General features: G+C 66.5%; 7 protein-coding genes. 2 read left to right on the top strand and 5 right to left on the bottom strand.

Annotated features, from left to right (window positions below; all coding sequences use genetic code 11):
• Nucleotides 1–254 precede the first annotated feature (254 nt).
• From GGC64_RS32040 to GGC64_RS32030, 3 genes are all read right to left on the bottom strand, one after another.
• Nucleotides 255–3,965, bottom strand: a complete 3,711-nt coding sequence (locus GGC64_RS32040) for a multifunctional oxoglutarate decarboxylase/oxoglutarate dehydrogenase thiamine pyrophosphate-binding subunit/dihydrolipoyllysine-residue succinyltransferase subunit (RefSeq protein WP_192726638.1) — start codon at nucleotides 3,963–3,965, stop codon at nucleotides 255–257.
• Nucleotides 3,966–4,115: 150 nt separating this feature from the next.
• Entirely contained in the window at nucleotides 4,116–4,862 is a 747-nt protein-coding gene (locus GGC64_RS32035; RefSeq protein ID WP_192726637.1) for a hypothetical protein, read from the bottom strand.
• 170 nt (nucleotides 4,863–5,032) lie between these two features.
• A complete protein-coding gene (locus GGC64_RS32030) occupies nucleotides 5,033–5,320 on the bottom strand; it encodes a WGxxGxxG family protein (RefSeq protein ID WP_192726636.1) in 288 nt (95 codons plus the stop codon).
• A gap of 213 nt (nucleotides 5,321–5,533) precedes the next feature.
• Here GGC64_RS32030 and GGC64_RS32025 point away from each other — a divergent pair, with 213 nt between their 5' ends.
• Nucleotides 5,534–6,796, top strand: coding sequence for a multidrug effflux MFS transporter (locus GGC64_RS32025; protein ID WP_192726635.1), 1,263 nt, complete (start codon nucleotides 5,534–5,536; stop codon nucleotides 6,794–6,796).
• 88 nt (nucleotides 6,797–6,884) lie between these two features.
• Entirely contained in the window at nucleotides 6,885–8,972 is a 2,088-nt protein-coding gene (locus tag GGC64_RS32020; protein WP_192726634.1) for an MFS transporter, read from the top strand.
• Here the strand turns inward: GGC64_RS32020 and GGC64_RS32015 are convergent.
• Entirely contained in the window at nucleotides 8,969–10,318 is a 1,350-nt protein-coding gene (locus GGC64_RS32015; protein WP_192726633.1) for an FAD-binding oxidoreductase, read from the bottom strand. The genes GGC64_RS32020 and GGC64_RS32015 overlap by 4 nt on opposite strands.
• Complete coding sequence (locus GGC64_RS32010; protein ID WP_192726632.1) at nucleotides 10,315–13,737, bottom strand: TM0106 family RecB-like putative nuclease; 3,423 nt, start codon at nucleotides 13,735–13,737, stop codon at nucleotides 10,315–10,317. The genes GGC64_RS32015 and GGC64_RS32010 overlap by 4 nt, the downstream gene beginning before the upstream one ends.
• Between the last annotated feature and the right edge of the window lie 188 nt (nucleotides 13,738–13,925).

Raw genomic sequence — 13,925 nt, 5'->3', positions numbered from 1 at the left:
GGTGTCGTCATGAGCGGTCCCGTCCTTCGGTCGGTCTGCCATCGCTTCTATGCAGAGGTGGCAACTGCCTGCTACAAGCGGGATCCGCTACCTGCGATTCCAGAAATGTCAAGTGATCTATCTCACGGGCGAAAAGCTCGTCGGCGGGGATGGTCGACGGTCCCCGCAGCGTTTGCTCGCCGACTAGGCGCTCAAAAATGCGTTCAGGGTCGTGAACCGCCGAGGTTCACGACCCTGAACGCAAAAACGACCGGCTACTCGGCGAACGCCTCGTCGATGATCTCCTGCTGCTCGACGGCGTGCACCTTCGACGAGCCCGACGACGGCGCCGACATCGCGCGACGCGAAATCCGCTTGATGCCAGACAGCCTGTCCGAGCACACCTCAGGAAGCGTGAGCCCGAATGTCGGCCACGCACCCTGGTTCGCAGGCTCCTCCTGCACCCAGAAGTACTGCTCGATGTTCGGATACCGGTCCAGCGTCTCGGACAGCCGCCGCCGGGGCAACGGAGCAAGCTGCTCGATACGGACGATCGCGACGTCGTCGCGGTTGTCCTTGTTCTTCCGCGCGACCAGCTCGTAGTAGATCTTGCCGCTGGTCAGCAGCATCCGCTTGACCTTGTTGCGGTCTCCGATGCCCTCGTCGTAGGTGGGCTCCTCGATGACCGACCGGAACTTGCCCTCGGTGAAGTCCTTGAGATCGCTGACCGCAGCCTTGTTGCGCAGCATGGACTTTGGCGTTGCCACGATCAGCGGCCGGTGAATTCCGTCCAGGCCGTGGCGGCGCAGCAGATGGAAGTAGTTCGCGGGTGTCGACGGCATCGCGATCGTCATCGAGCCCTCTGCCCACAGCAGCAGGAACCGCTCGATGCGCGCCGAGGTGTGGTCAGGTCCCTGGCCCTCGTGGCCGTGCGGCAGCAGCAGCACCACGTCGGACAGCTGGCCCCATTTGGCCTCGCCGGACGAAATGAACTCGTCGATGATCGACTGCGCGCCGTTGACGAAGTCGCCGAACTGCGCCTCCCACAACACAAGTGCGTCGGGATTGCCGACCGAGTAGCCGTACTCGAAGCCGACCGCTGCGAACTCCGACAGCGCCGAGTCGTAGACCATGAACTTGCCGCCGGTCGGCGTGCCGTCGGTGTTGGTCGTCAGCAACTGCAGCGGGGTGAACTCCCGACCGGTTTTGCGGTCGATGATCACCGAATGCCGTTGCGTGAACGTGCCACGACGGGTGTCCTGGCCGGACAGCCGAATCGTCTTGCCCTCGGCCAGGAATGAGCCGAGCGCAAGAAGTTCGGCGAACGCCCAGTCGACCTTGCCCTCGTACGCCATCTCTCTGCGCTTCTCCAGCACGGGCATGACGCGGGGGTGGACGTTGAAATCGTCGGGGAACGCCAAGTGCGCGTCACCGATGCGGGCGAGCAGAGACTTGTCCACCGCGGTGGTCATGCCTGCGGGCACCATCTGATCGGACTCCACCGACGAACTCGGCGCGATCGGATGCTTCTCGAGGTCGCGCACCTCGTTGAACACCCGCTCAAGCTGGCCCTGGTAGTCGCGCAGGGCGTCCTCGGCCTCTTTCATCGAGATGTCGCCACGGCCGATCAGCGCTTCGGTGTAGGTCTTGCGCGAGCCACGCTTGGTGTCGATGACGTCGTACATGTACGGCTGTGTCATCGACGGGTCGTCGCCCTCGTTGTGCCCGCGGCGGCGGTAGCACAGCATGTCGATGACGACGTCCTTCTTGAACTTCTGGCGGAAGTCCACGGCAAGCCGCGCCACCCACACACACGCCTCGGGGTCGTCGCCGTTGACGTGGAAGATCGGCGCGCCGATCATCTTCGCGACGTCGGTGCAGTACTCCGAGGACCGCGAGTCGTTCGGCGATGTGGTGAAGCCGATCTGGTTGTTGACGATGATGTGGATCGTGCCGCCGGTGCGGTAACCGCGCAGCAGCGCCAGGTTCAGCGTCTCGGCCACCACGCCCTGGCCCGCGAATGCAGCGTCGCCGTGCAGCATCATCGGCACGACGGAGAAGCCGTCCGGCGCGTCGCCCTTGTCCAGCAGGTCCTGCTTCGCGCGAACCAGGCCCTCCAGCACAGGGTCGACGGCCTCCAGATGCGACGGGTTGGCGACCAGCGACACCTGAATGTCGTTGTCGCCGAACATCTGAATGTAATTGCCGGTCGCGCCAAGGTGGTACTTCACGTCGCCGGAACCGTGCGCCTGCGACGGGTTGAGGTTGCCCTCGAACTCGGAGAAGATCTGCGAGTAGGGCTTGCCGACGATGTTGGCCAGCACATTGAGCCTGCCGCGGTGTGGCATACCGATGACGACCTCGTCGAGCGCATGCTCGGCCGCCTGGTCGATGGCCGCATCCATCATCGGGATGACGGTCTCCGCACCTTCGAGCGAGAATCGTTTCTGCCCAACGTATTTGGTCTGCAGGAACGTCTCGAACGCCTCTGCTGCGTTCAGCTTCGACAGTATGTACTTCTGCTGCGCGACGGTCGGCTTGTCGTGCTTGACCTCGATCCGCTCCTGCAGCCACTTCTGCTGCTCGGGCTCGAGAATGTGGGTGTACTCGACGCCGACGTGCCGGCAGTACGCGTCGCGCAACAGCCCGAGCACGTCACGCAGCTTCTTGTATTCCTTGCCTGCGAATCCGTCGACCTTGAACTCGCGGTCCAGATCCCACAGCGTCAGGCCGTGCGTGGCCACGTCGAGATCCGGGTGGCTGCGGAACCGGCTCTTGTCCAGGCGCAGCGGGTCGATGTCGGCCATCAGGTGGCCGCGGTTGCGGTAGGCCGCGATCAACTCGATGACACGGGCGTTCTTGTCGACGATCGAGTCCGGGTTGTCCGTGCGCCAGCGCACCGGCTCATACGGGATGCCGAGCTCACGGAAGATATCGTCGAAAAAGTCGTCGGACAGCAGTAATTCGTGAATGGTCCGCAGGAAGTCGCCCGACTCCGCGCCCTGAATGATCCGGTGGTCGTAGGTCGACGTGAACGTGACCAGCTTGCCGACGCCGAGTTCGGCGATGCGTTCCTCGCTGGCGCCCTGGAACTCCGCCGGGTACTCCATCGCGCCGACGCCGATGATCGCGCCCTGGCCGCGCATCAGCCGCGGCACCGAGTGCACGGTGCCGATGGTGCCCGGGTTGGTCAGCGAGATCGTGACGCCGGAAAAGTCCTCGGCGGTCAGCTTGCCGTCGCGGGCACGCCGGACGATGTCCTCATAGCCTGCGATGAACTGGCCGAATTGCATTGTCTCGCAACCCTTTATGGCCGCGACGACGAGTTGCCGAGCACCGTCTTTGCCCTGCAGGTCGATCGCGAGGCCGAGGTTGACGTGTTCGGGGGTGACTGAATTCGGCTTGCCGTCCACCTCGGCGAAGTGGCGGTTCATGTTCGGGAACTTCTTGACCGCCTGCACCAAGGCATAGCCGATCAGGTGCGTGAACGAGATCTTGCCGCCGCGGGTTCGCTTGAGGTGGTTGTTGATGACGATCCGGTTGTCGATCAGCAGCTTGGCCGGGATGGCCCGCACGCTCGTCGCGGTCGGCACCTCGAGCGATGCGGACATGTTCTTCACGACCGCGGCCGCGGCACCGCGCAGCACCTGCGATTCGGAGCCCTCGGCAGGCGTGATGGGCGGGGCTGCCGGTTTGGCCGCAGGCTTCGGCGGTTCCGGCGCCTTCGGGGGCGCAGCGGCGACGCCGTTGCCCGCGTCGGCCTTCGGGGCAGGCGCGGGGGCGGGCGCCGGTTCCGGCGGTGCGACGGGCGCTTGCGCGGGTTGCCCGTTGCCGATGGTGGGATGCGTCTCCGTGGTTGGTTCTGGCGAGTAGTCGACTAGGAATTCATGCCAACTCGGGTCTACCGACGAGGGATCCTCGCGAAATTTGCGATACATCTCCTCGACCAACCACTCGTTCTGTCCGAATGGTGATGGTGAGTTCACGGCAGCTACTCGCCTCGATTCCTTCGCCTCAGGCAAGCGGTTCAACGCTCGCCACCCATATTCCTGCGGACCACGAGGGTTACCCGTGATTCCACCGCCTAAAGGCTAACGCTTGTGCCGTCGGCCAAACCACGCGAACGGCAGTTATCGTCATCGCTCGCTTGGGCCGGGCAGCACGTGCAGCGATGAGGGCCACCGCGCCGGCGGGTTGCCGAACGCCCTGCGTGCGTTGGCGACGATCTTCTTGCCCATCAGTCGGTTTCCGACGCCGCCGACGACCGCGCCAATGCCTACCGGCAGCAACTTGCCGAATGCGATCGCGCCGCGCTTGAGTGTGTAGCGCTTCACGAAATAGCGCAGTAGCCGCGAATTCAGTTGGGACACCGCCGGCAGTGGCAATGTCGCCGCGCCGTCGGCCACCCAGGCGCCGCTCGTGCGGCCGGGACCGAGTAGCTCGGCGACCGCATGCTTGCTCTCTTCGCCGACTAGCACCGCCAGCACCAGTGCACGCCTGCGTTCGCGGTGGTCGGCGGGGATGCCATACACCTCGGCCAGCGCCAGCGCGTAGACCGCGGTGGCCTCCAAGAACACCACGGTCTCACCGGCCACGGCCGACAGCGCGGCCAGCGTGCCGATGCCGGGAAATGCCGCCGCGGAGCCCACCGCCGCCCCGCTGGCCATCACGGCCGCGAGGTAGTGCTTCTCCAGCTTCTTGACGATGTCGGCGGGCAGCGCATCCGGACTGCCCTGGCGCATCCGGTCCACATAGGCCTTGATCGCAGGGCCCTGAACGCGGCTCCCGCGCTCGATGATCTGCGACAACACCTTGGCGGCGGCGCCGGGATTCTCATCCGTTGTAGCCGGCAGCTGACTCTTCGCGTTCGACCGAGCACTCATGTGGCTCCCCTTTGTCGACCCGGTTCGACCTGTCCGAACCTTCAGGCTAACGCTTGCTCAACGAACGGTAACGGCGCCGAGTGCCGCAAGGCGGCCAGGCATTGTCAGACGCCAGGAAGCGGAGAACCCCCGCCGCCGCGACGTGCGCGGGGCGGGGGCTCTTCGGGTATTTACACGCGCGGGCCCGCGGTGCCGCCAGGTGTCGTGCCGGTGCCGACGCGACGGTCGACGTCGTTGCGGCGCTTCAGCCCAAGCAGGCCGAGGAGGCCCAACAGCCCTGCAAGACCCCACAGCCCGGTGTTGTCGCTGTCGTCGCTGTTCATGTCGTCGGCCGCAAGCGTCGTCACAGTGACGGCGGGCGCGGTCGGCAGCGCAGGCGCCGGTGTGGCGTTCGCCACTCCTGCGCCGGCGACGGACACCGCACCGGCAGCGATGAGCGCAGCAAGAAGATTTCGCATGGTTGAACTCCTTGATGATTGGGAGCGAATGCTCCAGAGACGCGAGCCAGGTGCTGTAGCTCGCACAACGGCGGCAATGAGAGGGTCCCCCCTGCCGCGAGCACAGATACCCCGGCGGGATTCAGCCAAACCACATTGCTTTGCTCGCGCTTCGAAACCGCTCCCCGGGGGCCCCTGGGAACAATTTACTGAGAAGCGGCGCTAACCATTCCCATGGCAGCATCAATCGACATGGACGTGGCCCCGGTCGAAACGACGCCAAGCCGCGCCAAGATGATCACAGTCCTTGGCGCCCTCGTCGCGCTGGGTCCGCTGACCATCGACATGTACCTGCCTGCGCTGCCCAAGATCGCTGACGACCTTTCGGTGTCTTCATCGGTCGCCCAACTCACGCTCACCGGCACGCTCGCCGGACTGGCGCTGGGCCAGCTGATCGTCGGCCCGCTGTCCGACTCGCTGGGCCGCCGCAGGCCGATGATGGCCGGCATCGTGCTGCACATGCTGGCGTCGGTGGTGTGCCTGTTCGCGCCCAACATCGCCGTGCTCGGGCTGGCACGCGGGCTGCAGGGCATGGGTGCCGCGGCCGCGATGGTCGTCGCGATCGCCGTGGTCGGTGACCTGTACGCGGAATCCGTCGCCGCCACTGTGATGTCGCGGCTGATGCTCGTGCTGGGCGTCGCGCCGGTGATCGCCCCCTCCCTGGGCGCGGCGGTGCTGTTGACGGCCTCATGGCACTGGGTGTTCGCCGCGCTGGTCGTGTTGGCGGGTGGTCTGCTGCTGCTCGCGGCGCTCGCACTGCCGGAAACTCTGCCCGCCTCACATCGTCGGCCTCTGAAGGTGCGCAGCATCGGCGCCACCTACGTCGAACTGCTGCGCGACGCCCGTTTCGTCATCCTCGTGCTCGTGGCCGCGCTTGCCATGTCGGGGCTGTTCGCGTACATCGCGGGCGCGTCGTTCGTGCTGCAGGGCCACTACGGCCTCGGCCAGCAGGCCTTCGCGCTGGTGTTCGGCGCCGGAGCGGTCGCGCTGATCGGCGCCACGCAGTTCAACGTGGTGCTGCTGCGGCGGTTCGCCCCGCAGACGATCGTGCTGTGGGCGTTGTCGGCGGCCGTCACGGCCGGGGTTGTCTTCGTCGGCGTGTCCTCCGCGCACATCGGCGGTCTGCCGGGCTTCGTGGTGCCGGTCTGGTTCATCCTCGCCGCGATGGGTCTGGTCATTCCGAACGCGCCGGCCGTCGCGTTGTCCCGGCATCCCGACGCGGCAGGCACGGCGGCGGCATTGCTCGGTGCCGCGCAGTTCGGGCTCGGTGCCGCGGTGGCACCGCTGGTCGGCGTGCTTGGCAACAACGAGATCGCGTTAGCCTTGGTGATGACGGCCGGCATGGTGATCGCATTGCTGGCCCTCTTGGCGGTCGGCGTGCCGGCCACCGAAACCAAGGACGACGTCACCGGCGACGCCGTCGCCGAACCAGCCTGACGTTCGTCGCTGGCCGACCCCGGACTTGTCCGGGGGATATCCAGGTCCGTACCGTCGGCTGAATCGTTGCTTTTGTGGTCGACCCGAGATGTTCCAAACGTTAAGTAACCGGCAGGATCGCCGCGCTCGAGGGGGAGTGCGGCTACGAGTCGACGCCGGAAATCCCTGGAACGCCCTGTGGGCCATGCTGGTCGGCTTCTTCATGATCCTGGTCGACGCGACCATCGTCGCGGTCGCCAACCCGTCGATCATGGACAAGCTCGGCGCCAGCTACGACTCCGTCATCTGGGTGACAAGCGCCTACCTGCTGGCCTACGCAGTGCCGCTGCTGGTGGCCGGCCGCCTCGGCGACCGGTTCGGGCCGAAGAACCTCTACCTGCTGGGTCTGACGGTGTTCACCGCCGCGTCGCTGTGGTGCGGGCTGGCAGGCAGCATCGAAATGCTGGTCGCGGCCCGCGTGGTGCAGGGCATCGGCGCCGCGCTGCTCACCCCGCAGACGCTGTCGACCATCACCCGGATCTTCCCGGCCGAGCGCCGCGGCGTGGCGATGAGCGTGTGGGGCGCGACGGCGGGGGTAGCGACGCTGGTGGGCCCGCTGGCCGGCGGCGTACTGGTCGACCGGCTCGGCTGGCAGTGGATCTTCTTCGTCAACGTGCCCATCGGCGTCATCGGGCTGGCGCTGGCCGTGTGGCTGATCCCGGTGCTGCCGACGTCGACGCACAAATTCGATCTGCTCGGTGTGCTGCTGTCCGGCATCGGCATGTTCATGATCGTGTTCGCACTGCAGGAAGGCCAGTCGCATCACTGGGCGCCGTGGATCTGGGGCACCATCGCGGGCGGCATCGGGTTCATGGCCGCATTCTTGATCTGGCAGTACGTCAACACCAGCGAACCGCTGATCCCGCTGAGCATCTTCCGCGACCGCGATTTCTCGTTGTCCAACGTCGGGGTCGCCACCATCGGCTTCGTCGTCACGGCGACGTTCTTGCCGCTGATGTTCTATGCCCAAGCGGTGTGCGGACTTTCGCCGACGCGCTCAGCGTTGCTGACGGCGCCGATGGCGATCTCCACCGGAGTGCTTGCGCCGTTCGTCGGCAAGATCGTCGACCGCTCGCACCCACGGCCGGTGATCGGCTTCGGCTTCTCGGTGCTGGCGATCGCGATGACCTGGTTGTCCGTCGAGATGACGCCGAGCACGCCGATCTGGCGGTTGGTGTTGCCGATCACCGCGATGGGCGTCGGTTCGGCATTCATCTGGGCTCCGCTGGCGGCCACCGCAACTCGCAACCTGCCTCCGAAACTGGCGGGAGCCGGTTCCGGCGTCTACAACACCACGCGGCAGGTTGGCTCGGTGTTGGGCAGCGCGGGGATGGCCGCGTTCATGACGTCGCGGATCAGTGCCGAGATGCCGCCCATGCCTGCGCAGGCGACGCAGGGCGAAGGTGGGGTGACGCAGCTGCCCGCCTGGCTGCACGATCCGTTCGCGGCAGCGATGTCGCAATCGATGTTGCTGCCCGCGTTCTTCGCGTTGTTCGGCGTCGTCGCAGCGATTTTCCTGCTCGGGTTCGGCACCGCTGATCTCGATGAGGACGAAGACGATCTGGACGACGACCACCACGCGGGCCTGGCGGTCGACTACGGCGGCGACGAGACGTTCGTCGATGACGACGAGTACCTCGAGTACGAAATCCGTTGGGACGACGATCCCGAACCGGTGATCCAAGCCGAGCCCGTCGTCCCCGCTGACGACAGCGTCACCGCGCCGATGCCGACGCGTGTCGACCACCCACTGCCGGCCCCCGCCGAGGCCTGGCACTCCGCCCCGGTCGAGTCGTGGCGGCATCTGCCGGCCGATGACGAGCCCCCCGAACCCGAATCGTGGCGCGGCATCTTCGACCAGCTCTTGGCTGACGACGTTCCGCCCGCCAAGCCCCAATCCGAACCGATCGGATTCGCGCACAACGGCTTTCACGTCGACGAGGAGCGATTTCAGCCGCTGACCCCGCCCGCTCCGCGGCCGCGTCCGTCACGCCATGAGCGGTCATCGCGCCACTACCTGCCCGAGAGCCAACCGCAGAAGCGGCCGTTCTGGTTCGAGTCCAACGGCAGACACTCCCGCGACGATCCCGACGACGCGCCGCGCTACGGCAGGCACTCGACTCCTGGCCACGACTAGCCGAAAAGCACTGCGGGGTTGAGATATCCGGTCGGATCGAACGCGGCTTTGACTGCGCGCATCGCCGCGATATCGGCTTGCGTGCGTGACATCGACACATAGTCGCGCTTGCGGGTGCCGACGCCGTGTTCGGAGCTGACGTTGCCGCCGCTGCCGGCGATCAACTCCATCATCTCGGAATACATCGCCCGCTCCGCCTCGCCTGCCGGAAACCGCAGCACGTTGAGGTGCAGATTGCCCTCGCCGATGTGACCGAAGAGCACGGGGATCGCCTCGGCCGCATGTTTGGCGACCAAGCCGGCGGATGCCTTGGCAAAATCCGCGATCGCCGAGAGTGGAAGGGACACATCGAATTTCAGCGGCGGCCCGTACACGCCGAGCACCTCGGCCACCGATTCGCGGATCTGCCACAGCCTCTGCTGCGCGCCGACGTCGACACCGACGGCGGGCTCGTCGGACATCCGCGCATCGTCGAGCGCATCGGCCAGTTGCTCGGTTTGGTCTGTGTCGCCTGCCAATTCGATGAGCAGCTGCCATGCCCCATCGACGGGCGCGGCAACCCCGACATGCTCGGCGGTCAATGCGCTGGCGCGGGCATCGATCAACTCCAGTGCCGCGATGCCGTCCATGTCGCGGAACACGCGCCCGGTTTCGACCAGCGCGTCGAGATCGTCGAATCCACAGATCGCGGTGACCCGTTGCTTCGGAGTCGGGTGCAGCCGCAAGTCGAGCGAGGTGATGACGCCGAGAGTGCCCTCGGCGCCGACGAACAGCGACGCCAAGTCGTAGCCGGTGTTGTCGCTGCGCACCTGAGAATGCCGGTGCACCAGCGACCCATCGGGCAGCGCCACGTCCAGGCCGATGACCTGCTCGCCCATGTTGCCGTAGCGGACCGTGCGCAGTCCGCCGGCATTCGTCGACGCCATTCCGCCGACCGTCGCGGAATCGCGCGCGGCCAGATCGACCCCGAACACCAGACCGGCGGCGGACGCGGCGCGCTGCACCTCGGCCAGCGTCGCGCCCGCGCCCGCGCGAATGCGCCGCTCGACGCCGTCGACCTCACCGACCTCGCGCAGCCGTTCGGTCGACAGCAGCACGTCGTCATGCTCGGGCACCGTGCCGGCAACCAACGACGTCCGTCCGCCCTGCACCGTGACATATGCGCCGGCGTCGCGGCAGGCCCGCAGCACCGCAGCCACCTCGTCGGCCGAACCCGGTCGCACCAGAGCGCCTGCCTTCCCGCGATAGCGCCCGGTGTGGTCGACGCTGCGGCCGTCCAGCACATCGGGATCGGTGATGACGTGTGCGGCGCCCACGATCCCGGCCAGCGTTTCGGTCAGCGTCATTCCGTCGGTGTATCACACGACGCGAGCGACAAGAACGCCCCCAGCTCCACCAAGCGGTCCGGCGTGGCAGGCAGGTAGTCGGTCAGCAGCGCCGACCGCACGATGATCGCGGTGTATTTCGCCCTGCTGACGGCGACGTTGAGCCGATTCCTGTTGAACAGGAACGAAACTCCGCGCGGTGCATCATCTGCAGACGACGCCGCCATGGAGACGAACACCACCGGAGCCTGCCTGCCCTGGAATTTGTCGACGGTGCCGACCTCGACCTTGTCGAGTCCGGCGGCGTCCAGCCTGCGCCGCAACGTGACCACCTGCGCGTTGTACGGCGTCACCACCAGGACGTGCTCCTGCGCCAACGGCGTTTCGCCGTTTTCGTCCGTCCACGTCCTGCCGAGCAGGTCGCAGATGTCCGCGACGATCGCGTCGGCCTCTTCGGGGCTGTCGGTGGAGTTGCCGTTGTGCTGCACGGTGAGCACCCGGACGCCGGGGGCGACGCCGTCGAGGCTGCGCGCGGCGCTCACGTGCTCATGTGAACGCAACCGGCCGTCATAGGAGAGCCGGGAAACCGGTTCGCAAACGGCGGGATGCATCCGATACGAGTAGTCGAGAAAATAGCCGCGCTCTGGGGGCAGCGTGTGATGGCCGTCCACCAGCCAGCCGAGCGCGGATTCGTTCACCGGTTCGGGATGTGTGCCCTGGCTGACCTGTGGCAGCTGCTGTGGATCACCAAGCAGCATCAGGTTTCTGGCCGACGGTGCGACTGCGACGGTGTTGGCCAGGCTGTACTGGCCGGCCTCCTCGACGACGAGCAGATCGAGGGCTTGACGCGGAATCTTGTTGGCATTGGCGAAATCCCAGGCCGTCCCGCCCACCACGCACCCGTCACGGCCTTCGATGAAACCCGCGAACTCCGGATTGGTCAGATCGGTCCAGCCCGCGTTGACGGTGTTGAGTTTCTTGCCGATCCGCTCGCCGTCGACGCCCGCCTTGAGCACATCGCAGAACAGGTTCTCCACCACCGCATGCGACTGGGCGACGACGCCGATCCGCCATTGATGTCGGTTCACCAGGCGCGCGATCACCTGCGCGGAGGTGAACGTCTTGCCGGTGCCCGGCGGTCCGTGCACCGCGAGATACGACGAGTCGAGATCCAGCAACGCGGTCGTGATGTCGTCGGCGATGACCCCGGTGCGGGGGAGTGCCGCACCGCTGAGCGTTCGCGGATTGCGCCGCAGCAGAACGTCTGTCACCGCGTCGACGGGCAGATTGGGAAGGCCGGCGGCGACGAGCGCGGCGGTCTCGGCGATTGAGTCCTGCAACGGTTTGGTGTTGATGGGCGGACCCGGTGTCAGCGCGAACGGCAACTGCTCGAAGACGTCGCCGTCCTTTGGCTGTTTCTCGACGACAACGGCCTCGGTGGGGGCTTCGGGGTTGTCGCACCCGACCACCGTCACCGACCCGAACCCGCGCCGGTCGGGATCGTCGGTGAGGCCCACGGGTGCGGGCGGGTCATAGAGTGCGTACATCTCTTTGCACAGTTCGCCGTTCGCGATGCCGCCGACCAGGCGGACATGCCGCTGGGGCTTGCGCGCTTTCGGCGGTTGGTGCCAGTCGGTGACGATCTCGACGCGCTCGGCAATGAAGACGTCGCTGTTGTCCGCCCACTCGTCAACCGGATTGTTCACCCGGTCGAAGTGGGCCCACCAGTACGGCTTGTCCTCACGCTTGTGGAATCCCCGCGCGGCGGCGACCATCGCCACGGCCTGCTGTTCGGCCGTGCGTTCCTCGACGCCGTCGCCCGCGAACTTGAGCAGTCTGCGGTCGATGGCGTCGGCGAGTTCGATTGCGCCGCCATCGCTTACGGGTTGCGGACCACGAGGCGGTACACCGGACTCGATGGCGCGGGCCATCATCCAGTCGCGCAACCGCCGCGTCGACCGGCAGTCGTAGACGTTGTAGTCCTCGATCTCCTTGAGCACCGACGCCGCCTCGTCGGGCCGCCCTTCGTCGCGCAGCGCGCAGTAGCGCGCGTACTGCGTGATGGAGTCGGCTGCGGTGGTCACCTCACCGTCGCGAAGCTCGTTGCCCATGTAGAGCGGCTCGAGCGACTTGATGCTGTAGTTCTCGGTGCCGACTCGAATACTCTTGCGCACCAACGGATACAGGTCGACGAGCACGCCGTTGCGCAGCAGGTCGTCGACATCGTTCTCGCCGACACCGTAGCGGCCTGCCAGCCGCAGCAGGGTGCTTTTCTCGTAGGCCGCGTAGTGATAGATGTGCATGCCGGGATAGCGCCGCAGCCGCTTGCGCACCATCGCGAGGAAATCTTGCAGCGCCTGGCGCTCACCGGCCCGATCGTGTGCCCAGAACGGGTGGAACTCGTCGGTGACAGTGAGTACGCCCCATAGGTATTCGAGCCCCCACTCCCGGCCGTCGACGGTCCACAGCGGGTCGCCTTCGAAGTCGAAGAACAGGTCGCCTTTGTCCGCGTCGGGCAGCACCATCAGCGGTTGGGCGTCGACGACCTCGTACGGTGGCTTGCCGTCGACACGGTCGGCGACCTGTAGTCGGGCTTGGGCCGCGAGCGTCTTGACCGTGCGGGCAGGCAGTTCCTCGACAGCGCCGGTGTGGTCGGCCAGCTGGTGCAGGGTGGTGATGCCTGCGTCGATCAGCCGGGCGCGTTGGGTTACCCGCATACCCGCGACGAGCAAGAGGTCGTCGGTGGCGCGCACCTGGATCTCGCATTCCGGGCAGCGAAAGCACGCCCGCACGTCGTCGTCAGTCCAGGCGACTGCCTTGCCGCCGGCCATGTGGTCGTCGAGCAGGCGCTGCAGTTCGGTGCGGCGAGGCAGATACACCGGCAGTAGCTCGTCGACGCGGTAGCTCGCGACGGCGCCGTCGCCGAGCACGAGTTCCACTTCGTCGGCGACGGGTACACCGGCCGCGGCGAGGGTGTCCGCGTAGGCGGCCAACTGAAGCAGCGCCTCGACCTTGACGGAGCGGGCCAGTTTGGTGTCGCGCAGCCGGTAGCGGGCGCCAGCCTCAGAGTGCGACAAGACGAGGAAATCGGCGAAGCCGACGAACCGGCCGTCGAACATGGCGGCCTGATAGATGACGGGGGCGCGGCGCTCGACGGCGCGCATCGTCTGCTCCGCCGCGGCGGTCAGCCCGTCGACGGTGTACTTGGGCCTGCCGATGACCGCGACGGTTTCGTCGGCATCCTCGCGCAGTTCGTCGAGGTGACGCTGCTCGTGCTCGCCGCCGAGTTTGGCTGTCCGCGCGAGCAGTTCATCCTCTTTGGCGACCGCAGGTCCCCAGCCGAGTTGCGCATCGAACGAACGCAGCAGCGCGTACTCGCAACGCGCTGCTGCGGCGAGATCGGATGCGCTGTAGATGACGCGATCGCCGGAGACGAACACGCTGTCAGCCTATGTGAGCCAACCGACACCTCACGTCAGGCGCGAACGTGGGTTACCCGCACGCTTTGGGCCGCCGCAGCGTGACACAAGCCCACACTCGTCGATCCCCAGTCGTGCCGCCATCCACAGATAGACCAGTGAGCTGGCTGCGAGCGCCGATTGTGTGGGTCTGCGTCGCAACGGTGACG

The organism is Mycobacterium sp. OAS707 (assembly GCF_014873705.1).
In the GTDB taxonomy this organism is placed as follows: Bacteria; Actinomycetota; Actinomycetes; order Mycobacteriales; family Mycobacteriaceae; genus Mycobacterium.
Note: the sequence above shows the minus strand (reverse complement) of the source record. Positions and strands in the feature narration are given on the sequence as shown.

Coding starts and splice junctions, on each gene's coding strand:
- GGC64_RS32035 (WP_192726637.1), bottom strand. CDS start 4,862: ATGAGTGCTCGGTCGAACGCGAAGAGTCAGCTGCCGGCTACAACGGAT.
- GGC64_RS32015 (WP_192726633.1), bottom strand. CDS start 10,318: ATGACGCTGACCGAAACGCTGGCCGGGATCGTGGGCGCCGCACACGTC.
- GGC64_RS32030 (WP_192726636.1), bottom strand. CDS start 5,320: ATGCGAAATCTTCTTGCTGCGCTCATCGCTGCCGGTGCGGTGTCCGTC.
- GGC64_RS32025 (WP_192726635.1), top strand. CDS start 5,534: ATGGCAGCATCAATCGACATGGACGTGGCCCCGGTCGAAACGACGCCA.
- GGC64_RS32020 (WP_192726634.1), top strand. CDS start 6,885: ATGTTCCAAACGTTAAGTAACCGGCAGGATCGCCGCGCTCGAGGGGGA.